The sequence below is a fragment of the Pseudalkalibacillus decolorationis genome, assembly GCF_024609785.1.
GTDB classification, from domain to species: domain Bacteria; phylum Bacillota; class Bacilli; order Bacillales; family Fictibacillaceae; genus Pseudalkalibacillus; species Pseudalkalibacillus decolorationis.
In genome coordinates this window covers 107226-130574 of sequence record NZ_JANHJQ010000001.1, presented here as the reverse complement: position 1 = coordinate 130574, position 23349 = coordinate 107226, and the positions used below count along the sequence as shown (strand labels likewise).

The 23349-nt window shown below is 39.7% G+C and carries 23 protein-coding genes; 16 read left to right on the top strand and 7 right to left on the bottom strand.

Annotated elements, in window-relative coordinates; genetic code table 11:
* The first annotated feature begins 507 nt into the window (after positions 1-507).
* The 5 genes from NON16_RS00630 to NON16_RS00610 all read left to right on the top strand — a co-directional run bounded on the left by NON16_RS00630 (position 508) and on the right by NON16_RS00610 (position 5978).
* Positions 508-1647 (top strand): acyl-CoA dehydrogenase, encoded by a 1140-nt coding sequence (locus NON16_RS00630; protein ID WP_257346012.1) that lies wholly within the window; start codon positions 508-510, stop codon positions 1645-1647.
* A 203-nt stretch (positions 1648-1850) separates the two neighbouring features.
* Positions 1851-3485, top strand: a complete 1635-nt coding sequence (locus NON16_RS00625; protein WP_257346010.1) for an AMP-binding protein — start codon at positions 1851-1853, stop codon at positions 3483-3485.
* A 193-nt stretch (positions 3486-3678) separates the two neighbouring features.
* A complete protein-coding gene (gene cccA / locus NON16_RS00620) occupies positions 3679-4053 on the top strand; it encodes a cytochrome c550 (protein ID WP_257346008.1) in 375 nt (124 codons plus the stop codon).
* Positions 4054-4132: 79 nt separating this feature from the next.
* Positions 4133-4840, top strand: a complete 708-nt coding sequence (locus NON16_RS00615) for a tRNA (adenine(22)-N(1))-methyltransferase (protein ID WP_257346007.1) — start codon at positions 4133-4135, stop codon at positions 4838-4840.
* Between the two features lie 13 nt (positions 4841-4853).
* Complete coding sequence (locus NON16_RS00610) at positions 4854-5978, top strand: Nif3-like dinuclear metal center hexameric protein (RefSeq protein ID WP_257346005.1); 1125 nt, start codon at positions 4854-4856, stop codon at positions 5976-5978.
* Positions 5979-6310: 332 nt separating this feature from the next.
* Here NON16_RS00610 and NON16_RS00605 read toward each other — a convergent pair whose 3' ends face one another.
* Entirely contained in the window at positions 6311-7258 is a 948-nt protein-coding gene (locus NON16_RS00605; RefSeq protein ID WP_257346004.1) for a 4-hydroxy-3-methylbut-2-enyl diphosphate reductase, read from the bottom strand.
* 81 nt (positions 7259-7339) lie between these two features.
* Positions 7340-7825, bottom strand: a complete 486-nt coding sequence (vrrA, locus tag NON16_RS00600) for a VrrA/YqfQ family protein (protein ID WP_257346003.1) — start codon at positions 7823-7825, stop codon at positions 7340-7342.
* A gap of 270 nt (positions 7826-8095) precedes the next feature.
* Here vrrA and NON16_RS00595 point away from each other — a divergent pair, with 270 nt between their 5' ends.
* Positions 8096-9382, top strand: coding sequence for a DEAD/DEAH box helicase (locus NON16_RS00595; protein WP_257346001.1), 1287 nt, complete (start codon positions 8096-8098; stop codon positions 9380-9382).
* 19 nt (positions 9383-9401) lie between these two features.
* Positions 9402-10295: a deoxyribonuclease IV gene (locus tag NON16_RS00590; protein WP_257346000.1), complete on the top strand. Its 894-nt coding sequence runs from the start codon at positions 9402-9404 to the stop codon at positions 10293-10295.
* Between the two features lie 97 nt (positions 10296-10392).
* On the opposite strand, the gene NON16_RS00585 is transcribed toward NON16_RS00590, so the two are convergent.
* Entirely contained in the window at positions 10393-10653 is a 261-nt protein-coding gene (locus NON16_RS00585) for a DUF2624 family protein (RefSeq protein ID WP_257345998.1), read from the bottom strand.
* A 365-nt stretch (positions 10654-11018) separates the two neighbouring features.
* On the opposite strand from NON16_RS00585, the gene NON16_RS00580 reads away from it, so the two are divergent.
* Positions 11019-12434 carry a two-component system sensor histidine kinase NtrB gene (locus tag NON16_RS00580; protein WP_257345996.1) on the top strand — a complete coding sequence of 472 codons (1416 nt, stop codon included), beginning with the start codon at positions 11019-11021 and terminating at the stop codon, positions 12432-12434.
* A gap of 330 nt (positions 12435-12764) precedes the next feature.
* Here the strand turns inward: NON16_RS00580 and NON16_RS00575 are convergent, their stop codons facing one another.
* The gene (locus NON16_RS00575) at positions 12765-14039 is read right to left on the bottom strand and encodes an NCS2 family permease (protein ID WP_257345993.1); all 1275 of its coding nucleotides are present in this window, start codon (positions 14037-14039) and stop codon (positions 12765-12767) included.
* Positions 14040-14240: 201 nt separating this feature from the next.
* Between NON16_RS00575 and NON16_RS00570 the strand changes: the two genes are divergently transcribed.
* The 5 genes from NON16_RS00570 (at position 14241) to NON16_RS00550 (ending at position 17155) form a co-directional block, all read left to right on the top strand.
* The gene (locus NON16_RS00570; protein ID WP_257345990.1) at positions 14241-14996 is read left to right on the top strand and encodes a metal ABC transporter ATP-binding protein; all 756 of its coding nucleotides are present in this window, start codon (positions 14241-14243) and stop codon (positions 14994-14996) included.
* 18 nt (positions 14997-15014) lie between these two features.
* On the top strand, positions 15015-15881 hold the full coding sequence (locus NON16_RS00565) for a metal ABC transporter permease (RefSeq protein WP_257345987.1): 867 nt from the start codon (positions 15015-15017) through the stop codon (positions 15879-15881).
* A complete protein-coding gene (locus NON16_RS00560; protein ID WP_257345985.1) occupies positions 15878-16282 on the top strand; it encodes a Fur family transcriptional regulator in 405 nt (134 codons plus the stop codon). Before NON16_RS00565 ends, NON16_RS00560 begins: the two co-directional genes overlap by 4 nt.
* A 92-nt stretch (positions 16283-16374) precedes the next feature.
* Positions 16375-16587 (top strand): DUF1540 domain-containing protein, encoded by a 213-nt coding sequence (locus NON16_RS00555; RefSeq protein WP_257345983.1) that lies wholly within the window; start codon positions 16375-16377, stop codon positions 16585-16587.
* 265 nt (positions 16588-16852) lie between these two features.
* A complete protein-coding gene (locus NON16_RS00550) occupies positions 16853-17155 on the top strand; it encodes a DUF4190 domain-containing protein (protein WP_372508718.1) in 303 nt (100 codons plus the stop codon).
* A 44-nt stretch (positions 17156-17199) separates the two neighbouring features.
* Here the strand turns inward: NON16_RS00550 and ispG are convergent, their stop codons facing one another.
* Together ispG and NON16_RS00540 are read right to left on the bottom strand one after the other, a co-directional pair.
* Positions 17200-18312, bottom strand: a complete 1113-nt coding sequence (gene ispG, locus NON16_RS00545) for a flavodoxin-dependent (E)-4-hydroxy-3-methylbut-2-enyl-diphosphate synthase (protein WP_257345976.1) — start codon at positions 18310-18312, stop codon at positions 17200-17202.
* A gap of 92 nt (positions 18313-18404) precedes the next feature.
* On the bottom strand, positions 18405-18731 hold the full coding sequence (locus NON16_RS00540; protein ID WP_257345973.1) for a hypothetical protein: 327 nt from the start codon (positions 18729-18731) through the stop codon (positions 18405-18407).
* Positions 18732-18930: 199 nt separating this feature from the next.
* On the opposite strand from NON16_RS00540, the gene NON16_RS00535 reads away from it, so the two are divergent.
* Positions 18931-19797, top strand: coding sequence for a DUF1002 domain-containing protein (locus tag NON16_RS00535; protein WP_257345970.1), 867 nt, complete (start codon positions 18931-18933; stop codon positions 19795-19797).
* A 426-nt stretch (positions 19798-20223) separates the two neighbouring features.
* On the opposite strand, the gene NON16_RS00530 is transcribed toward NON16_RS00535, so the two are convergent.
* Positions 20224-21003: a DUF1189 domain-containing protein gene (locus NON16_RS00530; protein WP_257345967.1), complete on the bottom strand. Its 780-nt coding sequence runs from the start codon at positions 21001-21003 to the stop codon at positions 20224-20226.
* Positions 21004-21201: 198 nt separating this feature from the next.
* On the opposite strand from NON16_RS00530, the gene NON16_RS00525 reads away from it, so the two are divergent.
* Both NON16_RS00525 and NON16_RS00520 read left to right on the top strand, forming a co-directional pair.
* Entirely contained in the window at positions 21202-22833 is a 1632-nt protein-coding gene (locus NON16_RS00525; RefSeq protein WP_257345964.1) for a Na/Pi cotransporter family protein, read from the top strand.
* Complete coding sequence (locus tag NON16_RS00520) at positions 22834-23316, top strand: DUF456 domain-containing protein (RefSeq protein WP_257345961.1); 483 nt, start codon at positions 22834-22836, stop codon at positions 23314-23316.
* Positions 23317-23349 lie beyond the last annotated feature (33 nt).

The window sequence follows — 23349 nt, the reverse complement described above, 5'->3', positions numbered from 1 at the left end:
TTTCGCGTGGGTCACAAGCTGACTCACGCTTTTCTATTGTCTAGCTTTAGCGCCTAGGTGCGCAGATCGTCGCTTCAATTCTTCCACAAACACAAAATGCGTGTTATGCTACAGAATCTCCAGCGCTTGTCGCACCTGTGCAAGGCGCTTCCGCTTTTCTATTGTCTAGCTCCAGTGCCTAGGTGCTCGAGGTCGCTTCGATTCTTCCACAAACACAAAAAGCGTGTTATGCTTCAGAATCTCCAGCGCTTGTCGCACCTAACAAGGCACCTCCGCTTTTCTATTTTCCATCAATTAGGAGTTGTTGTTTCTTGTTCTTTATTTTACTGATTTTTTAATTCATTTGCAAATCCGATTCGGAACTTTTTTACCCTTAAAAATCATTATATTTTCAGTTTATAGTATTTTCGGAACCTTTTTAACTGTTGAAAAATTCCTAGATTTATACGTATAATGAGTGTAAGCGTATACAAATATACAAAAAAGATAGGCAGGAGTGGAAGAAACTTGAACTATGATTTAACCGATGAACAGAAAATGATTTTTAAAATGATAAGAGAATTTGCCGAGGAAGAAGTAGCACCAGGTGCAGAACAACGAGACAGGGATAAGAAATTTCCTGTAGAGGTATTTAAAAAACTAGGGGATCTCGGAATGATGGGACTTCCATTTTCAGAAGAATACGGTGGCGGTGGAGCTGATACAGTCAGCTTTGCGATTGTAGTCGAAGAGCTTAGTCGAGCGTGTGGATCGACAGGTATTACGTATTCGGCTCACATATCATTAGGTGGGGCACCAATAAACATGTTCGGGACTGAGGAACAGAAACAGAAGTATCTCGTGCCGATTTGCTCAGGTGAATCATTAGGTGCTTTTGGCCTAACGGAACCAAACGCGGGATCGGATGCAGGTGGGACTGAAACGACTGCAGTAAAAGATGGAAACGAGTGGGTAATAAATGGTAGCAAGTGCTTTATAACGAATTCAAGCTATGCGAAGCACTTAGCATTAACAGCAGTAACAGACCGAAATGATGCAGAAAAAGAAATTACGGCATTTATTGCTCATACAGAGGATCCTGGTTTTCAAATTATCGATAATTATGAAAAAATGGGACTTCATGCTTCAAACACAACGGAATTAGTTCTTGAAGATGTCCGTGTTCCAGATGAAAATATGCTAGGTAAAAAAGGCTATGGATTCAGACAGTTTTTAATAACGTTGGATGGAGGAAGAATTGGTATTGGAGCAATGGGTGTTGGTATAGCCCAAGCTGCATATGAAAAGGCTCTAGCGTATGCAAACGAACGAAAGCAGTTCGGTCGCTCACTATCCAAATTCCAGGCTATTCAATTTAAGCTTGCAGATATGGCGATGAAAATTGAACTAGCTCGTACGATGGTTTATAAAGCAGCGTGGTTAAAGGATCAAGGGAGAAAATTCTCTAAAGAGGCATCAATGGCAAAATTATACGCTTCCGAGATCTGTATGGAAGTGTGTGACCAGGCTGTTCAAATTCATGGTGGTTATGGATATATGCGCGACTACCAAGTAGAACGTTACTTCAGGGATGGAAAACTCCTAGAGATAGGCGAGGGCACATCAGAAGTTCAACGTATGGTTATTGCACGAGAAATCGGCTGTTAAATAGTTTGACAAAGTGGTTGGCTCACTCAGCTGGCTCTAGCGTTGTTCTTCTAAAAGGAACTGGATTGTAGCTTATGATTCCGTTCTTAGTAGCTGGGGTCCTTTTGATGCAGAGTCAACCTAATTTATTTTTTCATATCATATATTTACGTGTGCTAACTTGAAGATTGGATCTGATTTATAACATTTGGAGGTGCGATAGAATGTATTTATCTGAAACGATTGGACAACTTTTAAAAGATAAAGTAAATCGATTTCCGAACCGTGAAGCAGTTGTATATAGCAAAGAAGAAATACGACATACATATAAAGAATTCTACGAACTTACCGGTAAGGTTGCTAAGGGCTTAATGGCGCTTGGTATCAAAAAGGGTGAACATATTGCAGTATGGTCGACGAATAGGTTTGAATGGTTGTTGTTACAATTTGGGTCGGCTCGTATGGGAGCAGTACTTGTTACTGTAAACACAAACTATCAACAGAGTGAATTAGACTATTTATTGAAGCAATCAGACACGACAACATTGTTTATGATGGATCAATTCCGTACTACATCTTATGTCGATATTGTTAAGTCACTTTTAGGTAATACATATGATTCAAGCGGAAAGGTAGAAACAGAAAAATTACCATATCTTCGTCAACTGATTTTTATGGAAACCGAGACACCTGATGGGCTCCTCGGTTGGCAAGCCTTTATTGAACTTTCCACAAAGGTTTCGGATGAGGAATTGGCACAACGTGAGGACGAGCTGCACCATGATGATGTAATTAACATGCAATACACAAGTGGAACGACTGGGTTTCCAAAAGGAGTCATGCTAACCCATTATAATATTGTGAATAATGGATTTCAGGTTGCCAGTGCAATGAACCTTACTGAGGAAGATCGATTATGTATTCCTGTACCATTCTTCCATTGCTTCGGTTGTGTACTTGGTGTATTAGCTTGTGTATCTGTCGGGGCCACCATGGTACCCATTGATCAATTCGATCCTGACCTAGTATTGTGGACGGTAGAACGGGAAAAGTGTACAGGATTGCATGGAGTTCCAACGATGTTTATTGCAGAATTGAATCTTGATTCGTTTGATGATTATAATTTGTCTACGTTACGAACTGGAATCATGGCTGGTTCGCCGTGTCCAATTGAGGTGATGAAAAAAGTCATCAACCTAATGGGTATGGACGAAATTACGATTGCGTATGGACAAACAGAATCATCACCGGTCATAACACAAACAAGAAAGAATGACCCGATCGAACGGAGGGTTGAAACAGTTGGTAAGAGACATCCTGTAGCAGAAGTAAAAATCGTCGACCCCGTAACAAGTGAAGGAGTTCCGACTGGGATTCAGGGTGAACTTTGTACTAGAGGGTACCTCGTTATGAAGGGCTATTATAAAATGCCAGAAGCTACTTCCAACGCGATTGATTCAGAGGGATGGCTGCATACAGGTGATTTAGCGGTACTTGATGTGGAAGGTTACATAAAGATAACGGGGCGTTTAAAGGATATGATCATTCGAGGTGGAGAGAATGTCTACCCTAGAGAAATTGAAGAATTTCTCTATACACACCCTGACATTGTGGATGTACAGGTAATCGGTATCCCTGATGAAAAGTATGGTGAGAAGGTCGCTGCCTGTGTTCAGGTGAAGGAGAATGAATGTGTCTCTGTAGAAGCGATCAAGTCCTATTGTCAGGGGAAAATCTCCAAACATAAGATTCCTGAGCACATTTTTATTGTTAAAGAATATCCGATGACCGCATCTGGAAAAATTCAAAAGTTTAAACTTATAGAACAAGCACAAAAGTGGGCGAGTGAGTCCATCTAACCCGTAACAAATTTTAGACCATGCTGCGAAAGTGGGCGGTGAATCGTGTCTAAATCATGACAATCCTCCATACGATTCTTTTAGGACTTTCCTTCTTGTGCATTTTCAAGTAAAATAGTAAATGGCTTGTTTACTATTACATAGGTAGGTAACACTAACAACAGAAACTACGGCATCACAAGGAGGATAAGATATGAAAAGAAATCCATTAATCCCATTTGCTATTATAGCTGTATTCGGAATTGCAATTATGGTTGTCGTATCAGCAGTAGGCGTTAACAACGCAAAAGAAAAAGCAGCAGGCGGTAATGAAACTGAGATGGCTCCAGAAGAAATTGTCAGCCAAACTTGCGCTGCTTGTCATGGGCAAAACCTTGAAGGTGGAGTTGGACCATCTTTACAAAACGTAAAACTAAGTGCTGATGAAATTGCTACAATCATTCAAGAGGGTAGAGGACAGATGCCTCCCCAAGGTTTAAGTGCTGAGGAAGCGCAAAAGGTTGCTGAATATATTGCTGGCGGTGCCAAAAAAGGCGGCGGCAAAGAAAAAGAAGAGAAAGCTGAATAACAAAATGAAAGTTTTCTGTTTATCCAGACAGGAAACTTTTTTCTTTACACGTTAAGAAAGTATAAAAATAGGTGATTATATGACAATATTACTATCAGAACGATTAAGAAAAGTAACAGAATACATACCCATAGGGGCAACAATTGCAGATATCGGATCTGATCATGCTTATCTCCCCTGTTACTGTGTACAACATGGCATTATCATTAAAGCGATAGCAGGTGAAATCAATGATGGTCCATATCGTTCTGCTTTTAATCAAGTGAAACGCTTAGGCCTTGAACAGTTTATTGAAGTACGCTTAGGTGACGGTTTGGAAGTAATCGAACCTGGAGAGGCTTCTGCCGTTGTGATCGCAGGAATGGGTGGGCAATTAATTAGTACCATCCTAGAGCAGGGAAAAGAAAACCTACAAGGTGTGCAGCGTCTTGTATTACAGCCGAATGTGGGTGCTCGATTTATCCGAAATTGGCTTCAAGAAAATAATTGGAAGCTTTGTAATGAAGCGATTCTTGAAGAAGATGATAAAATTTATGAAATTCTAGTCGCCCAACCATCCGATGAGGTCATAAAGATGACAAGAGAGGAACTGTTACTCGGACCGTTTTTAATGAATGAAAACAATTCAACGTTCCAAAAGAAATGGAAAAGGGAATCAGTGAATTGGGAAAGAGTTCTAGACCAACTCAATCGTGCATGCCAATCTGAAGAAATTGAAGAAAAGAAAAAGGAATTACGATTTAAACTAAGTGCCGTACAATCAGTGGTCAACAATCATTCAGGATAAGGGAGGGTTTCTAATGGGCAAAACATACGCACACGCACAAGAAGTTATTGGACAAATCGATCAATTAGCTCCGAAGTGGTTGGCGATGGAAGGCGATCCGATCGGGTTGCAGGTGGGTTCATTACAAAAGTCGATTAAGAAAGTAATGGTGACCCTTGATGTGATCGAGCCTGTTATTGATGAAGCGATAGAGAAAGAGATCGATTTGATCATCGCTCATCATCCTTTGATTTATAAGCCTTTAAAACGAATTAACCCCGACACGTCACATGGAAGGACGATCCAAAAGCTATTAAAGCATGAAATAACCCTTTACACGGCCCACACAAACCTTGACGTAGCAACAGGCGGTGTAAATGATTTGCTTGCAGACGTAATTGGCATTGTAAATACGAACGTTCTTGTGGAGACAGCAAAGGACCCATTGAAAAAAATAGTTGTATTCGTACCAAAATCACATGCTGAACAGGTTCGGGAAGCACTTGGAGAGGCTGGTGCAGGATACATCGGTAATTATAGCCATTGTACGTTTAATACACCAGGTACAGGGATGTTTATGCCTCATGAAGGTACGAATCCTCACATTGGCCGAAAAGACATATTAGAACAGGTTGATGAAGTGAAGATCGAATCCATTTACCCAACTAGTATCGAGAAAGATGTATTAAATGCAATGAAAAAGGCACATCCATATGAGGAAGTGGCGCATGACATTTTCATCCTCGATAATCCGGGGAAGTCTCTTGGGATTGGGAGAATTGGAGAGCTAAAAGATGAAATGACATTAAAAGCTTTAGCTGAACACTTAAAAGAAGTTTTGGACGTTGAAGGATTAAGATATGTAGGAAATCCTGCTCAATTGGTGAAGAAAGTAGCCGTCTCGGGTGGAGAAGGGAACGACTTTATCAGCCAAGCTAAATTTAAAGGTGCAGATGTCTTTATTTCAGGAGATATTAAATATCACTACGCACATGATGCAATGCTCGAAGGACCGGCAATTATTGATCCGGGACACAATGTTGAGAAAGTGATGAAGAAAGGTGTAGCAGCTTATATCAAGAATTGGCTGCAACATAAGAAGTATCAAACGGAAGTAGTCGAATCTGACACCGAGACGGACCCATTTCGGTTTTTGTAACACGTTAAGAAAGTATAAAAATACTTTCTATTGTATAAGCACAACTAAGGCTCAGCCGGCGCCAAAGGCTTGGCTTTACCAAGTTTTCTTTACACGTTAAGAAAGTATAAAAGTTTGCGGCATGGACGTAATGTCCAGCTCCAGCGCCCAACCACTCGGATCACTTCAGTCCCCCTGCGGCGGCAACAGCCTCCTCGGTGGCCTTCCAGTGACCTTCGTGGCTTACCCAGGGCGCTTGTGCTTTTCTTAGAAAAATACAAGCGATGGAGATCACTGGCGCTTAATGAAAGAAGAAGGATAACGATTGCAGTTATCCTTCTTTTCGATTTGGGTTATCTTTTTGCAACTTTAACCTTTGGAAGAATCTTATTTGATTTAACCTTCCGTTCTCTATTCCATGTCGTCTCGTCAGCCGGATCGTATTGATCTAAGAAGAGAACAACCTCCTTGGTAATGGGTGTTGGAGTAGAAGCACCTGCTGTTACCGCAACAGTATCAATATCCTTTAACCATTCGAGGTCAATTTCTGAGACGTCAGCAATCCGGTAAGCTAAGGTATCTGCAATTTCTTTTGAGACCTGAGCGAGCCGATTTGAATTGTTACTTCTTGGATCACCGACTACCAATAGAAGGTCGGCTTCCTTCGCTTGTTCAGAAACGGCTTCCTGTCGAACCTGTGTGGCCATGCAAATTTCCTCATGTACTTCAGCTTGCGGATATTTTTCCTGAATTTTTTTAATAAGATGAAGCACGTCCCATTGACTCATAGTTGTTTGATTTGTAATTAAAATATTATTGGATTGAATGTCTAATTGCTTTACATCTGATTCGTTTTCAACAAGGTGAACAATATCAGGCGCAATTCCAATTGCCCCTTCTGGTTCTGGATGTCCTTTCTTACCAATGTAGGCAACATGATAGCCTTCTTCTTTCTTTTCTCGAATCAAATCATGAGTGATCGTCACATCTGGGCATGTTGCATCGATTGTTGTTAGGCCTTTTTCCCGTGCTACCCGACGAACTTCCGGCGAGACACCGTGAGCCGTGAAAATGACAGTTCCATTATTCACTTGCTTCAAGATTTCCAAACGATTCGGACCATCTAATGTAATAATTCCTTCATCTTCGAAAGCATCTGTAACATGTTTATTGTGAACGATCATCCCTAGGATATAGATCGGTCTTGGTAACTCTGGGTTACTTGCAGCTTGCCTTGCGATAACCATTGCATCCACTACACCATAGCAATAGCCTCTTGGCGAAATTTTAATTACCTTCATTTAAAAAGGTCCCCCTTTTATAAAGTGAGCTCATGGCTTTATTATAAAGGAGGACTATACTGATGACAAATCAACAACTGTCTATACATAAAGTTTAGGAATGGACTGTCTATGATCGGTAGTGATCGATTGTACATCTTCTACCTTTTTGAATTGTACTTCTTCTACTTTTTTGACCGGTTTTTTAGGAGCTGGTTTAGCTTTCTGGACTGGCGTCTTGCTGGTTTTTTTCGTTTTTTTAACAGTCTTTTCAGGTTCTTTCGTATCTTCATCAGAAGAATAGTTTTGATATTCTTTTAACAATTGTAACATCGAAGGTAAATTCTTTACCATTGGTCCGTATTGTTGAACTAATGGCTTCACAGTATCAGCCATCTTCATTACTTTTTGAACGTTTTCAACCATTCCGAGCAGATTGACACTTCCGCCGGAACTAGGTGTAAAGAGTCGAGCCAATAATCCCATAGGTTTTGGACCAAACCCACCACCATATGGTGGCATCGGTCCGGGTCCAAATGATGAAAATGGTCCCATTTGTCCAAATGGACCTGGTGGCATGCGGTACATAGCTTGTTGCTCCTTTCCATCGAGCTTCCTATAAAATGACGATAAAATGGTTATTCTGATAATCAAGATATGCTGAAATTAGGGGTTGGTGTCCATTTGCTTTAAGATTGGGTATTCCCCTAAAATGCTAGTGTTCAGAAAATGTAACCACTCCTGTAATCCTTAGAACTGAATATTAATTGGCTTATTTTAATGGTTTCCTCTATAATACGTAAGAGGCTAAACTTACATTTAAAATGAGTACGAATTGACAAACGAAGGTGAGAAATGATGGAAAATAATATATTTGAACAAAGGTTTAATTTAAAGCCATTCCTATTTCAATCGATAAGAGAACAACGTTTTGAACGTCCAACCGATATTCAAGAACGCTTGATTCCAAGCATATTAAAAGGCCAAGATGTTATCGGTCAATCGCAAACAGGTTCTGGTAAGACTTTTGCCTTTCTTTTGCCGATCCTGCAGCGAATCGATCCAACGCAAAAAAAAGTCCAAGCGGTAATAACAGCGCCAACTCGTGAATTGGCGCGTCAAGTATATGATGAAGCAATGAAACTGCTTGAGTTCCAGGACAAGGAACAATCGATACAAGTAAAAACAGTGGTAGGTGGAACTGATCGTAAACGAATGGTCGATCAATTAAAACATGTACCACATTTGATTATCGGAACACCTGGAAGGATCAAGGATGTCGTTGTCGAAGAAGGTATTTCGATCTTTCATGCAACGATGCTAGTTGTTGATGAAGCGGATCAAATGCTAGACATGGGTTTTATCGAAGACGTAGATCAGGTAGCATCAAGAATGGCTCACGAACTCCAAATGATGGTTTTCTCAGCAACGGTTCCTTCAAACCTTGAACCTTTTCTAAAAAAGTATATGAATAATCCTAAGCATGTTCATGTTCAACCAGAAGATGCGACACCTATAGAAATCGAACATTATGCAATTCCTATTCGGAACAAGGACCGTATTCAGCTTACAATCGAAGTTGCGAAGAGTTTTAACCCTTATTTGGCGATAATCTTTACCAATACCAAAAAGGACGCAGATGAGGTTGCAGACGCTTTGGAAAGTGCCGGGTTGAATGTAGATCGTTTACATGGCGATTTGCCTCCTAGAACAAGAAAACATGTCATGAAACGAGTAAATAATGCAGAGTGTCAGTACTTGGTTGCAACGGATCTTGCTGCGCGAGGTATCGATGTTAAGGGTGTCAGTCATGTCATACACTATCAAATTCCTACTGATTTGGATTATTACATTCATCGATCTGGCAGGACTGGAAGAGCAGGTATGACTGGAATTGCAGCGGTGTTGTATGAACGGGAAGATCTTGATAAACTGGAAAGGCTCAAAAAAAAGGGGATTTCTTTTGAGCATCGTGAATTGAAGAATGGTGAGTGGACTGAAGTTAAACTTCAAAAAGCTCGAATCAAACGAACAACAAAGGAAAAAGATAGCGTTTCTATTCCTAAACCTAAAAAGGTAAAGCCAGGTTATAAAAAGAAGTATCAGGAACAGCAAAAGCGCTTCAATAGACATAAGAGAAAATAGACGTATGAGGGGGAAGCAAGTGATGAAAATAGGTTCACATGTATCGATGAGTGGAAAAAAGATGTTACTAGGAGCAAGTGAAGAGGCTGCTTCGTATGGAGCCAGTACATTTATGGTCTACACTGGTGCTCCCCAAAATACAAGGCGAAAGGCAATTGAAGAACTGAATATTGAAAACGGCCAGACTCACATGAAAGAGAATGGGATTAACGATATTGTTGTTCATGCCCCTTATATTATCAACATTGGAAATACGACCAAGCCACAAACATTCCAACTAGGTGTTGATTTTCTTCGCTCTGAAATCGAACGTACAAATGCACTTGGGGGAAAACAGATTGTCCTTCATCCTGGAGCTCACGTTGGAGCAGGCACTGAAGCTGGAATTCAGAAAATTATTGAAGGCCTTAATGAAGTGATTATGAAAGATCAAAATGTACAAATCGCCTTAGAAACAATGGCTGGTAAAGGATCTGAGTGCGGGAGATCCTTTGAAGAGCTTGCTGCAATTATTGACGGTGTGACACATAATGAAAGGCTTTCAATCTGTTTTGATACGTGCCATACGCACGATGCAGGCTATGATATTGTAAATAATTTTGATGGTGTGCTTGAAGAGTTCGATAAGATTATCGGTATTGACAGGCTTAAAGTTCTTCACATTAATGATAGTAAGAACGAGCGTGGTGCTGGTAAAGACCGTCATGAGAACATTGGATTTGGAAAAATTGGGTTTGAAGCTCTGAACTACATTGTTCATCATCCTCAATTAGCAGAAATACCTAAAATTCTTGAAACGCCGTACGTTGGAGAAGATAAGAAGAATAAAAAACCACCTTATCGCCATGAAATCGAGATGCTTTCAAAGAAAACATTTGATGAAGATTTACTCGGAAAAATTGTACAAGTATAAAATGTAGGCAAGAGAAATAAGGATTGTATCAGAAAGGGACAACTCCCCTGGAAGATTCAATCCTTTTGTTATGGATATTAAACATTTGTTATATATGTTACGAACGGAGAATTGATAGAATCATTTTTTTGACGGTTTGTGCCACTTGTGGTCCAACAACCGTTTCAATTTGGCGAATTAGCCTTTCTCTTTGTTGAATATCAGCGACATCGATCTTTTCTTGTTGCAAGATTCGAATCACTTGTTTTGCCTGACTTGTCGTGATTTGGATATTATACTGTGATGCCATTGCAATGAGTTCCTCAGCTGACAGGTTGTTGAGCTTGTGATTGATCATTTGATGTAGAAAAGGATTCATAGTCGTTCCCTCCTCTTGCATAATGTATGTAGAAGCTCTTTTTCTGTGCTTGGATTTACACGTTAAGAAAGTATAAAATTCGGATGAATAGATACAATGTCTAGCTCCAGCGCCCAACCCCTTGATCACTTCAGTCCTCCTGTGGCGGCGACAGCCTCCTCGTTGGCCTTCCAGTGACCATCGGGGCTACCCAGGGCGCTTCCGCTTTTCTTATATTCAACGAATTTTATAGGAAAGTGTCAAATAAAATTTAGAGTCTGACGATTTATGTCTAGGAATTTATTAACGGTTTCACTAGGTATTGGAAAGTTTATTTAGTATAATAAAAAATAAGAGTTACCAAACTTTAGAAGTGGGGGCGTGCTATGCTAGATTGTCGGTCTGACACCACTTATGCAGCCTTACAAAAAATCACTCATGAACTTATGGATGAGTTATACCTACTGGTAAGGGCCAATGGGATAATTGTTGATGCGAATGATAATGCCAAATCCATTATTTTAAATGAAAATGACGTAAATTTTTACGACCTTTTCTATAAAGAAGACCAGCAAAATGCCTATGAATTTATCAGGATAGTAACAGAGGATGAGTGCTCTGATGTAACCTTGACTCACTATGTTCGGGACAAACGAATTTCAGTCAGGTATAAAGGTGCTCTCCTCCAAGATGAAGTGGTTCTTCTAGGTACAGTAATAGAAACAACGCCAGTGATAAAGAATGGTATCACGGAAATGGACTATCAATCACTCTACGAAAAAGAGTGTGACTTTCGAAAGTTTATGTTCCGTGAACTCGAAATAGGAATTCTAACGGTGGATGCTGATAATGTAATTGACTGCTGTAATGAACGTATGAAAATGTTCTTAGAAATAGATTCAACTGAACAATTGATCGGTAAGAGTTTATTACAGTTGGAGAACGACCATTCTTTGTTGATACATATGAAACAGATGACACGAGAAATAAGAAACACAAAAATAGTGAATGAGCGTTTTTATTATGGGGATGACTCCTTGTATCAAGTAAAAGGTATGTTTTTTGAAATGGATAAAAGTGTTCGATTCGTACTTTATGATCGCTCTCACCAACAAAGGTTTGAAAATTTATTAATGTACAAAAAGCAAATGGAATCTGTATCGCATCTAGCAGCAGGGGTTGCACATGAACTGAGAAACCCATTGTCTGTTATTCAGGGTTTCATTCAGCTTTCAACCGTTTCGAATGACTTTAGTAAATACTATGATACGGTGATTTCAGAGCTTTCAAGAATGAACGAGATTATAGAAGACTTCTTATCCGTATCACGCAAGAAAATTCATAAGCAACAGCAACGTCCAGATTTAATCATCCGTTCACTCGTTCATATTATACAATCAGAATGCCTTTTGCATAATTTGGTTTTTAAATATTACTTTGATGAGTCTTCACAACATGCAATGGTCAACGAATCCATGATCAAACAGGTTGTTCTCAATTTATTGCGGAACTCCATCGAGGCATATGGAGAAAAGAAGGAACATCGATATATTCGTTTATCCGGGAAAAAGCGGAACGGCTATTACGAGGTTAGCTTTATTGACCATGGACCTGGGATGTCCGAAGAGGTACTTGAACAGCTCGGAAAGCCTTTCTTCACAACGAAGGATAGAGGAACAGGCATTGGTATACCTTTATGTAAGAAGATCATTGAAGAACATGGAGGAACATTTTCAATTATCAGCGAACCTGGAAAAGGCACGAAAGTTCGATTCCGCTTGCCGTTAATTAACGGAGAATAAACCTTCTAAATATGAAAAGGGCTGACCTATGAGAGTAATGATTAACACTTCTCTCAAGGCAGCCCTTTTTCAAAGACGATGTGATGTCTAGCTCTAGCGCCCAGGTGTTCGAGGTCGCTTCAATTCTTCCACAAACACCAAAAGCGTGTTGTGTTACAGAATCTCCAGCGCTGGTCACACCTGAACAGGGCGCTTCCGCTTTTCCATGATGTCTAGCTCCAGCGCCCAGGTGTTCGAGGTCGCTTCGATTCTTCCACAAACACAAAGGGCGTGTTGTGTTACAGAATCTCCAGCGCTGGTCACACCTGAACAGGTCGCTTCCGCTTTTCTCTATATATAAAAGTGAAATACAAAGTTTAAAATAAATAGTGAAGCCATTACATACATCGTTCTAGGAATTTGTTTGAATTGGCCAACAGCTATTTTGATAATCGGATAAACGATAAATCCGAATGCTAGCCCATCAACGATACTATAGGTTAATGGGATTAGAGCGATAATTAAGAATGCCGGGAAGCTTTCCGTAAAATCCTCTAGTGGAATGTGTTGAATCGACTGCATCATTACACCACCGATTATGATCAGGATTGGTGCGATGGCAGCATCAGGAATCCCGACAAGTAGAGGGATTGCGAAAAGTGATACTAGAAATAACAAACCACATGTAATGGCGGTAATACCAGTTCGTCCACCTTCAGCAATTCCAGAGGCACTTTCGGCTGTAGAGATTGAAGGACTCGTCCCAAATAGACCTGAAATCACACTGGAAAAGGCACTTGCTTGAAAAGATCGATCAAACTTTTTCCGATCAGGTAACATACCGTGCAGTAAGCCCATGTTTTCAACAATCAAAATTAGAGCTAAAGAAAACGAGGCAATCCAGAAATCTGCTGTTATCCAACCAGTTAAATCCGCATTCAACCATATAAATGCAGAACCATTTACTGCTTCAGGACTTTTAGGTGTAAGCCCAAGGACAAATGATGTTAACGATATGAGCAGGACTGAAATTACAAATCCACCTTTAATCTTCTTAACGAAAAAGGTAAGGCAAAGTACAAAGCCGGCTAGTGTTAAAAGTGTTGTAGGCTCGCTTAAATCACCAAGCTTGACGAAGGTATCAGGGCTTTTCTCTACAATTCCGCCTTTTTGCAAGCCGATAAATGCGAGAAATAATCCAATACCAACAGTGATCCCATGCTTTAAAGACTCGGGAATTGAGCGTGATAAGATTGACTTAATTGGTGTCAATGCGGCAATACAGAATAGTAAGCCAGCCATAACAACCGCACCTAAGCCTTCCTGCCAGGTTAATCCCATCCCATCTACAATTGTATACGTAAAGAAAGCATTGACTCCCATACCAGGGGAAAGGATAATTGGCGCATTGGCATAAAGACCAATGAACAAACACGATAATACAGTTACCAGAATGGTTGCAATAAGTGCACCGTAATAGGGAATGCCCGCATCAGCAAGAATTAAAGGATTGACAACAATAATGTAGCTAATCGTGAAAAACGACGTAATACCAGCAAGCAACTCTTTCTGAAGAGTTGTCTTATGTTCAGGTAAACGAAACCACGATTCAATCCGCTTTTTCATATGTTTCCTCTCTTATAAACCTTAACCCTCTCCCACCCATGGCTTAAACATCCACCACGATTGTTTATTATAGACTATTTTGTAAGAGTTTCAAGTCTACATGGTATATCTGTAGTCAATATACTTTACAAAATGTACAGATTCGGTATACTTGATACAGTAAATCGGAACCATTCTTAATATTAGAAAAGAGGGGACAGGATGAACACACCCATTGTATCGGTTAAAGACGTATCCTTTCGATATAATGATCGGAAGGTACTTGAACATATTAACTTCGATGTTCCAGAAGGCTCTTTCTTGGCTCTTCTCGGACCGAATGGCTCTGGAAAATCTACTTTAATAAAATTGACTTTAGGTTTACTGCCTATGCAAGATGGAGAAATTAACTTGTTTGGTCACGCCCGCAAGAATTTTAAACAATGGAGTAAAGTTGGATATATTTCACAAAAAGCAAATAGCTTTAATAGCGGTTTTCCTGCCACTGTTTTTGAGGTTGTTTCTATGGGGCTATTTGGAAAGGTAGGTATGTTCCGGTTTTTGAAACGACATCATAAGGAACGAGTGCATGAAGCTATTGAAACCGTTGGGTTAAAGGCATATACACACCACAATATTGGAGAACTGTCGGGGGGACAGCAGCAACGCGCTTTCATTGCAAGATCTCTTGTCAGTGACCCAGAACTTCTTATTTTAGATGAACCTACAGTAGGTGTGGATGCTTCATCAGTACAGGACTTTTACGAACTTTTGAAACGGTTAAAAGTTGAAAATGGAATCACATTAATTCTTGTTACTCATGATGTAGGACCTGTTACCAACCTAGTGACGCATGTTGCTTGCCTTAACAAACAGCTTCATTTTCACGGTTATACAACGGATTATCAGCGATTAGATAATGATAACCTATCTTCCTTCTATGGACACGCTGTTCATATGGTTGACCATCAGCATTAAAGACTAGGAGTGCACGTTATGATTCAGGATTTTATTCAATATGATTTTATAAGAAATGCTGCGATTGTAGGTATTATGATTGGGTTTTTAGCTCCTTTACTTGGTGTTTTTATTGTTGTGAGAAGGCAGGCGTTAATCGCTGATGCACTTTCTCATATTACATTAGCTGGGATCGCAGCAAGTTTATTGCTGAGCAAACAATTTATTATGTTCAAAACACTTAACCCCGTATATATCGGAATGGCTTTTTCAGTAACGGGATCGATTTTAATTGAAAAGCTCCGAATAGAATATAAGCATTTTCAGGAATTAGCGATCCCAATCATTTTATCGATTGGAATTGGACTGAGTGTCGTTTTCATTTCACTGGCGAATGGATTTAATACGGATTTGTTTAACTACTTGTTCGGTAGCATAATTGCGGTTGGCGTTTCCGATGTCTGGATGGTATTTATCGTTCTTATCGTTGTAGTTATCGCGATTTTCCTTTTTTATAAAGAACTTTTTCTGCTATCATTCGACGAGGAGCAAGCCCATGTCTCAGGTATTCGCTCCAGATTTATCCATTTTTTATTTATGATTTTAGTGGCTCTTGTGATTGCAGCTTCCATGCGGATTGTCGGAATTCTACTCGTTTCTGCGCTAATCACATTACCAGTTGCTGCAAGTATTCGTATCGCCACTGGCTTTAAGCAAGCGATCCTTTATTCAATTGGATTTGGGGAAATGTCAGTCATCGGTGGTTTAATCGTGTCGTATTATTTTGACCTTGCACCAGGCGGGACAATTGTTTTAATTGCAGCATTAATCCTAGTTTCCGTCATCATTTGGAAAAAGAATCGTTACATTTTTCGCAATGGAAAGCACAAGGAGGGAAATGTATGAATATCAGTGATGCACTATCGATATTGAAAGACAACGGATTCAAATATACAAATAAACGTGAGATGTTGTTAACTCTTTTTGCTAACGAGCGAAGATATCTATCAGCTAAAACTGTTCTCGAACACATGAAGTCATCTTATCCAGGCTTAAGTTTCGACACGATTTACCGTAACCTTTCTGTTTTTACGGAATTAGGAATATTGGAAGATACGGAATTAGACGGAGAGAAGCATTTTAGGTTTACATGTTCTACAGTTGGTCATCACCATCATGTCATTTGTTTAGATTGTGGAAAGACGCGTTCAATTCAATCATGTCCAATGTCAGAAGTAGAAGTAGGAAACTTTGCTATAACGGACCATAAATTCGAGATATATGGATATTGCAACGAATGTCAATAGGCCTGCTATAACTTAGTGAACAATTTCCAGTATCATGGGATTGTAATGAAAGGGTGATTTTGAGGCATTCTATCCGTAAGGAGGAGAATGCTATGCCAACTGTTAAATGTAACGTATCAAACTGTACGTATTGGGCTGAAGGGAATAATTGTCATGCGGACGCCATTCTTGTTGAAATCGATGGACATGCCAATGAGGAATACAATATGTCATCTGATGGAGACTTGTTAGGAGAGGCATCTCATAAAGATAAGGCTGAAGACGTGGCTCAAACCTGTTGTCATACTTTTCGACCAAAGCATTAAGTTTTGAAGAGGATGGATCTGTCACAAAAACGGAAATACACAACTTCCAACAATTACAGTTTATTGTGGAGGTTGTCGAATCCCTTGTGAGTCAGACCTTCCTCTTTTATTTATGACATTTAACAATGTTTGTCATTATAAAGCGGGGGAAGCAACGGATAATAAGAAGGCTCCTCCATTTTTTAATGAAAGAGAGGGATTTCCAGTGGATAATAATCGATTTAATCGTGAAAACGGAGAACATCGAGAAAATGAGAGCGATTTTATGGAAGAAACTGCAGCAGAAGTTGTCCCTCTTCCTGAGCAAGAACGTGTTATGGATAAACGGAATGATCGTATGGAGACGAGCACTGAGGATGCAAATACAACAGAGGGTAGAGGAATTGGTATCTTTGCCATTGCTTTATCTATTGTATCCTTATTCTTTCTCCCAGTTTTATTGGGCGCAGCAGGGATCATTGTTGGTTTCTTTGCGCGAAGAAGAGGAGCAACTAGCCTAGGGAGCTGGGCAATCGGACTTGGGATTGCATCAATCGTAATCAGCCTGATTTTTGCACCATTCTTTTAGAGAAAACAGGGGCAGCTGAATGCTGCCCCTGTTTTTAATTCAGATCATTTATTAACAGTTTCTGCTTCTTTGGCTTTCTTTTCATGGTATTCTTTTGCAAGCTTATCTACTTCTTTTTTCAACTCATCTACCATCGTTTCTTCTGGGATCTTACGGATAATTTCACCATGGCGGAATAACAATCCTTCCCCCCGAGCACCGGCTATACCGATATCTGCTTCACGAGCTTCTCCAGGTCCGTTAACCGCACACCCGAGTACAGCAACTTTAAGGGGCGCTTTGATTTTTGAAATATATTCTTCTACTTCATTTGCAATCGAAATGAGATCTATTTCAATTCGGCCACACGTTGGACAAGAAATCAATGTCGCAGCATTCGACGCAAGGCCAAATGTCTTAAGAAGTTCTCTTGCTACCTTGACCTCTTCAACAGGGTCTGCACTTAAAGAAATACGGACCGTGTTACCGATTCCTTTGTTAAGAATGACCCCAAGACCGGCGGCACTCTTTACCGTTCCTGCAAATAGAGTTCCTGACTCAGTTATACCTAAGTGTAATGGATAATCAAAAGCTTTGGATGCTTTTTCATAAGCCTCAATTGCTAAATGTACATCTGACGCTTTCATCGAAACAATAATATCATGGAAATCTAGGTCTTCTAAAATTTTGATATGACTTAGAGCGCTCTCGACCATCCCGTCGGCTGTTGGGTATCCATATTTCTCTAAAAATTTCTTTTCAAGTGATCCAGCGTTTACCCCTATACGAATCGGAATCCCCTTTTCTTTAGCAGCTTTTACCACGGCTTCGACTTTTTCTTTCCGTCCGATATTGCCTGGGTTAATTCGGATCTTGTCCGCTCCGCCTTCAATCGCTTTTAAAGCAAGCTTATAATCAAAGTGGATATCAACGACAAGTGGAATGTTGATTTGTTTTTTTATTTCTGAAATCGCTTCTGCATCTCTCATATCTGGACATGCTACACGGACGATTTGACAGCCTGCTTCTTCAAGTCTGTGAATTTCGTTTACAGTTGCTTCAACATTATGTGTCTTTGTTGTGGTCATACTCTGAACTACAACTTCATTGTTACCACCAATGGTTAAATTTCCAACCTTAATTGGACGTGTTTTTGTACGGTGAGTAACTTCACTCATATATTATCGCTCCCCTTTAAGGACGTTTCCTTCGATGTGTATCGACTTCATTTTAGCAATTAGAGGATGGATTTGGCAAGGAAAGGATGCCTTTACCGATAAAGAGGAAAACGATACGACTCATTTGCCTGTATGGCATGTGCTGAAATGCTGTTATTCAATGCTTCAAAATCCTCGACAGCCTTGTTTATTGAAACAGGCATATTGCCAGTATGGATCCGTTCTAAAATCGTTAGAACAGTCTCACCAGGCTGAACGGTGACCGTTTTATATGGATTGAGGGATTTATTCCTTGCTTCTGCTACTGGAGTCTCAATAGCCTTAATGGTTGTTGCTGTCGGAAGTGTACCTACCTTCAAATCGAAGTAGATGCTATATACTAATAGAAATAGTAGCGTTCCAATTATTAATTTCTTCATAATTTCACATCCCATTTATATGGCCTACTACATATATATGCTTGTCCACTCCATTTATGCGGAAAGATTAAGTATGTTCAATCTACGGATAATCTAGTAAAATAAGGAAAGCACGTACAAAAAATCAACAAGCAAACGTATGGTATAGTGCACGTTCGAAAAGGCATAAGCCATTCTTTTACAAAGGGGAATTAATAACATGCGACTTAAAAAATGGATGATTGCAACGATTTTGGCTTTTTGTATGATACCTGCAGTAGCCCTTGCAGATGCTGCTCCTGGCGATGTGATTGTAACCTTGGGGCAAGATCTTTCTGAAGAACAAAAGCAACAATTACTCGAGGAGATGGATGTACCTAAAGACGTTCAAGCAATTACTGTGACCAATGAGGAAGAGCATCAATATCTCGGTGATTATATATCCAAAGCCCAAATTGGTACTCGGGCAATATCTTCAACAAAGATCACAATTGCTGAAGAGGGTGCCGGATTAAATGTAAAGACGAATAATATTAATTGGATCACAGAAGAAATGTATGCGAATGCATTAACAACAGCCGGGGTGAGGGATGCAGACGTCTATGTAACCGCTCCGTTCGAAGTTTCAGGAACAGCAGGGCTGACAGGAATACTAAAAGCGTATGAAGTAACAACAGATATTGAAATCCCGGAAGAAAAAAAGCAAGTAGCGAATGAGGAAATGGTAAAAACGGTTAAATTAGGGGACCGGGTTGGAGCTGACAAAGCTACAGAGCTAATGACTAAGATAAAGTCTGAGCTTGCTGATAATCCGGTAGAAACAGAAGCAGACCTTCGTGCACTTATTAAACGGGTTGCAGAAGAAGTAGGAATCACATTAACTGAGGAAGAATTGAATGGACTTGTGTCTTTATTTAATAAGATGAAGGACTTGAATATCGATTGGGATCAGGTCCAATCCGATCTTCAAAATGTTCGGAATAACTTAAGTGAGTTTTTAAATAAAGAAGAGACGCAAGGTTTTATCCAAAGTATTTTAGATTTCTTTATTGCAATTATCGAAGCAATCAAAAATTTATTTAAATAAGTTTTGAAAATAGGGCAGCACTCTACAACATGCAAAGAAACCGATCCATATTATCAACGGATCGGTTTCTTCTAATAGTGCGTGTTCAAAAAGGAGGATAAAAAGAGCCGAGAAGTTCGAGGCGCGAAAAGTCTCGAGGACCGGAACGACGAGCGGTACTTGCATAAACACTACGAGTTGTACCGAGGAAGCTTACATCCAAGAATGCGCTTGTAGACGCAGGTACATATGGAACTTCGACTAACTACTTCACGTCCTGTGAAAACGTCGAAGTCAGCACGTCCGTGTGCAAGTCCGAAGAGACCGAGCACAAGAATATTCTACGGAAGCGAAGCCTCGCACGCCGGAAAAGCGTACTCCTTTTCCAAGGAACGAAGAAATTCGACAGCTATTTTTACCGGACTTTTTGAACAACCTCTAATACATTTATTCTGTTACCTTCTTTTTCGGTAAGGGTACTTTTTGAACAACCAATGTCAGCATAACTGTGGCTACAAACCAGTAGATCCAGAACTGACCAGTTACGACAATTGTTAGTGCGTCCATGATCGCAAAGAAAATCGTCGGTAAGGTTGCAGCATAAGCGGAAAGGATCCAAAGCTGTCTGTATGAAAGGTTTCGTTTCGTGATACTCTTAATTACTAACCCAATTAGTGCGAGTACACTAACACCAATAAACTTTAGAGCTGTTGCAAAAATGTAGGCTAGTATAATTGCAAAGGCAATAATAAAAGGCAAGAAAGCCTTTAACTTATCAAGAAAGCCCATGACATCCGATTTTGTTAAATTTAGATCCTTGAACATACTATATTTTAACTCATCGACTGTTCCACCGGATTTTATAATGACACGATCGTCTAAAAATGCAACTGTTTCGCCATATTGTTCTAGGTCGTCACGTGTGACTGCACCAGTTGTATCAAAGATAAAGGTTTGTAAGGAATTTTCACGGATAATCGGCTCTTCAATTGGTGATGTCAATTCCCCATTCGCTAATTGAAAGTCTGGAAGTCCTTCGTTAACAGCCTGATCAAACTGATTCACCCCATTCGAGATCAGTAAAGCTATATTTATACCGATGAATATATAGGCTATTAACATCATTACAAATATGTATCCAATGGTCTTGCCGATCTTTTGGAATCGAAACATCGCCATTAACTTAGGCGAATATAAGCTAACTGCAAACTGTTTAAAAATGTTCATATAATCCCCCTCTTCTAAAGCCATTGTATCTTTGTCACTAGATACGGACAAGTTAAATTACGATGAACACGGTAAAAAGTTACTTACTTAAATAAAAAAGTATTAAATTATCGTATATCCCTTTACAAACAATTTATAAATAGTTAATAATTAATGGGGCAAATTCTGTCGAAAATAATGCGTGGGAGTTGAAAATTCTTGGATCTCAACATTCAGCAAATGATATTTGAGTTTCTCGGTGGTCTCGGTATTTTCTTATTTGGGATCAAGTACATGGGTGACGGACTCCAAAATGCTGCAGGCGATCGTCTGAGAGATATTTTGGACCGGTTTACATCCAATCCGTTTATGGGTGTACTTGCCGGGATGATTGTTACTATTTTAATCCAGTCAAGTTCAGGTACGACTGTGTTGACTGTAGGGCTTGTAAACGCTGGATTTATGACACTCCGTCAGGCCATTGGGGTTGTAATGGGAGCGAACATTGGTACAACGGTTACAGCTTTCATTATCGGAATCGATCTAGGTGCGTATTCATTACCAATCGTGGCAGCTGGAACACTGTTAATCTTTTTCTTTAGTTCTAAGAAAGTTAAAAACATCGGACAAATTATTTTTGGATTTGGTGCATTATTTTATGGTATGGAACTAATGGGTGACGGAATGAGACCTTTACGAACACTTGAGGCATTTCGTGATCTTACAGCATCAATGAGTGACAATCCAATTCTCGGTGTAGTCGTTGGTACGTTATTTACGGTAATTGTTCAAAGCTCAAGTGCTACAATCGGTATCCTTCAGGAATTATATGCACAGGGAACCATCCAATTGGATGCTGCTCTCCCAGTTTTATTCGGTGATAATATTGGAACAACGATTACAGCCGTACTAGCTTCAATTGGAGCAAGTATTGCTGCTAGAAGAACTGCTCTGACACACGTGATCTTTAACTTGATTGGAACGACAATCTTCTTAATACTTCTCGTTCCATTTACACACTTTGTAGAATTTTTAACATCCACGCTAAATTTAGATCCGAAGATGCAAATTGCGTATGCACACGGAACGTTTAACATTACAAATACACTTATACAATTCTGGTTTATCGGATTCTTAGCATTCCTTGTGACAAAAATTATTCCAGGAGAAGACAGTACAATCGACCACAAGGCAAAACATCTTGATCCAATCTTCCTTGAACGGTCTCCTGCAGTCGCTATAGGACAAGCTAAACTCGAAGTATTGCGTATGGCAGATTTTGCAAAGCAAGGACTAACAGAGGCATTTAAATATCTCGAAACGAAAGATAAGCGTAATGCTGAAAAGTCTTATCAGTACGAAGAAGCCATCAACAACTTGGATCAGCGTATAACGGAATATTTAGTGAAACTTTCATCTTATACTCTGACGAATCATGATTCTGAGCAACACTCCATATTAATGGATGCTGTGCGTGATATTGAGCGTATTGGCGATCATATGGAAAATATCATTGAACTAATCGAGTATCAATTAACACATAAAGTTGTTATCTCAGATAAAGCCTTTAAAGATCTAGAAGAAATGTTCCAGTTAACGATGTCTACGATTAATGAAGCATTTTTGGCGATGGAACATGATGATAAAGAGAAGGCACAAAAGGTTGTAGAAATGGAAGACGCCATCGATAAAATGGAACGTACACTTCGTAAGCAGCACATTCGTCGCTTAAATGAAGGGAAATGCAGTGGAGCTTCAGGGATCGTATTCGTTGATATTCTAAGTAACCTTGAACGTATCGGCGACCATGCAGTGAATATTGCTGAATATGTATTAGGAGAAGAAGAATAAATGGAACTTATTACATGGCTGGTAGTCGGATTATTATTTTTATTGTCCTTTATAGGGCTTATATATCCGGTTTTACCGGCTTCTCTTTTTTTAGTCGGTGGATTTCTTGTCTATGGATGGTTAGAAAGCTTTGAAGATCTCACAATTCTGTTCTGGATTATACAGGGGATACTTGTTCTATTACTTTATGCAACGGACTATGCAAGTAATTATTTTGGAGTAAGTAAACGCGGTGGTAGTAAATATGCAATATGGGGGAGCACAATCGGACTGATTGTAGGTCCTTTTGTCATACCGATAATTGGTATTCTTATTGGCCCATTTATTGGCGCAGTACTTGGTGAAGCGATTCATCAAAAGGGGAACCTGAAACAATCCATTAGGGTGGGAATAGGCTCACTGCTAGGTTTTATTGGTGGGACAGCCGTTAAATTTATCATTCAGGTTGGAATGATTATTTATTTCTTCATTCAAGTGCTATAGTAGGTAGAATTGTCTTTTGGATATGTTTAAAAA

What these genes read in the sequence shown, in the direction of transcription:
- NON16_RS00560 (WP_257345985.1), top strand. Translation starts at nt 15,878, where the DNA reads ATGAATATCAGTGATGCACTATCGATATTGAAAGACAACGGATTCAAA.
- NON16_RS00555 (WP_257345983.1), top strand. Translation starts at nt 16,375, where the DNA reads ATGCCAACTGTTAAATGTAACGTATCAAACTGTACGTATTGGGCTGAA.
- NON16_RS00540 (WP_257345973.1), bottom strand. Translation starts at nt 18,731, where the DNA reads ATGAAGAAATTAATAATTGGAACGCTACTATTTCTATTAGTATATAGC.
- cccA (WP_257346008.1), top strand. Translation starts at nt 3,679, where the DNA reads ATGAAAAGAAATCCATTAATCCCATTTGCTATTATAGCTGTATTCGGA.
- vrrA (WP_257346003.1), bottom strand. Translation starts at nt 7,825, where the DNA reads ATGTACCGCATGCCACCAGGTCCATTTGGACAAATGGGACCATTTTCA.
- NON16_RS00585 (WP_257345998.1), bottom strand. Translation starts at nt 10,653, where the DNA reads ATGAATCCTTTTCTACATCAAATGATCAATCACAAGCTCAACAACCTG.
- ispG (WP_257345976.1), bottom strand. Translation starts at nt 18,312, where the DNA reads ATGAGTGAAGTTACTCACCGTACAAAAACACGTCCAATTAAGGTTGGA.
- NON16_RS00570 (WP_257345990.1), top strand. Translation starts at nt 14,241, where the DNA reads ATGAACACACCCATTGTATCGGTTAAAGACGTATCCTTTCGATATAAT.
- NON16_RS00565 (WP_257345987.1), top strand. Translation starts at nt 15,015, where the DNA reads ATGATTCAGGATTTTATTCAATATGATTTTATAAGAAATGCTGCGATT.
- NON16_RS00625 (WP_257346010.1), top strand. Translation starts at nt 1,851, where the DNA reads ATGTATTTATCTGAAACGATTGGACAACTTTTAAAAGATAAAGTAAAT.
- NON16_RS00615 (WP_257346007.1), top strand. Translation starts at nt 4,133, where the DNA reads ATGACAATATTACTATCAGAACGATTAAGAAAAGTAACAGAATACATA.
- NON16_RS00580 (WP_257345996.1), top strand. Translation starts at nt 11,019, where the DNA reads ATGCTAGATTGTCGGTCTGACACCACTTATGCAGCCTTACAAAAAATC.
- NON16_RS00530 (WP_257345967.1), bottom strand. Translation starts at nt 21,003, where the DNA reads ATGAACATTTTTAAACAGTTTGCAGTTAGCTTATATTCGCCTAAGTTA.
- NON16_RS00535 (WP_257345970.1), top strand. Translation starts at nt 18,931, where the DNA reads ATGCGACTTAAAAAATGGATGATTGCAACGATTTTGGCTTTTTGTATG.
- NON16_RS00550 (WP_372508718.1), top strand. Translation starts at nt 16,853, where the DNA reads ATGGAAGAAACTGCAGCAGAAGTTGTCCCTCTTCCTGAGCAAGAACGT.
- NON16_RS00575 (WP_257345993.1), bottom strand. Translation starts at nt 14,039, where the DNA reads ATGAAAAAGCGGATTGAATCGTGGTTTCGTTTACCTGAACATAAGACA.
- NON16_RS00520 (WP_257345961.1), top strand. Translation starts at nt 22,834, where the DNA reads ATGGAACTTATTACATGGCTGGTAGTCGGATTATTATTTTTATTGTCC.
- NON16_RS00605 (WP_257346004.1), bottom strand. Translation starts at nt 7,258, where the DNA reads ATGAAGGTAATTAAAATTTCGCCAAGAGGCTATTGCTATGGTGTAGTG.
- NON16_RS00610 (WP_257346005.1), top strand. Translation starts at nt 4,854, where the DNA reads ATGGGCAAAACATACGCACACGCACAAGAAGTTATTGGACAAATCGAT.
- NON16_RS00595 (WP_257346001.1), top strand. Translation starts at nt 8,096, where the DNA reads ATGGAAAATAATATATTTGAACAAAGGTTTAATTTAAAGCCATTCCTA.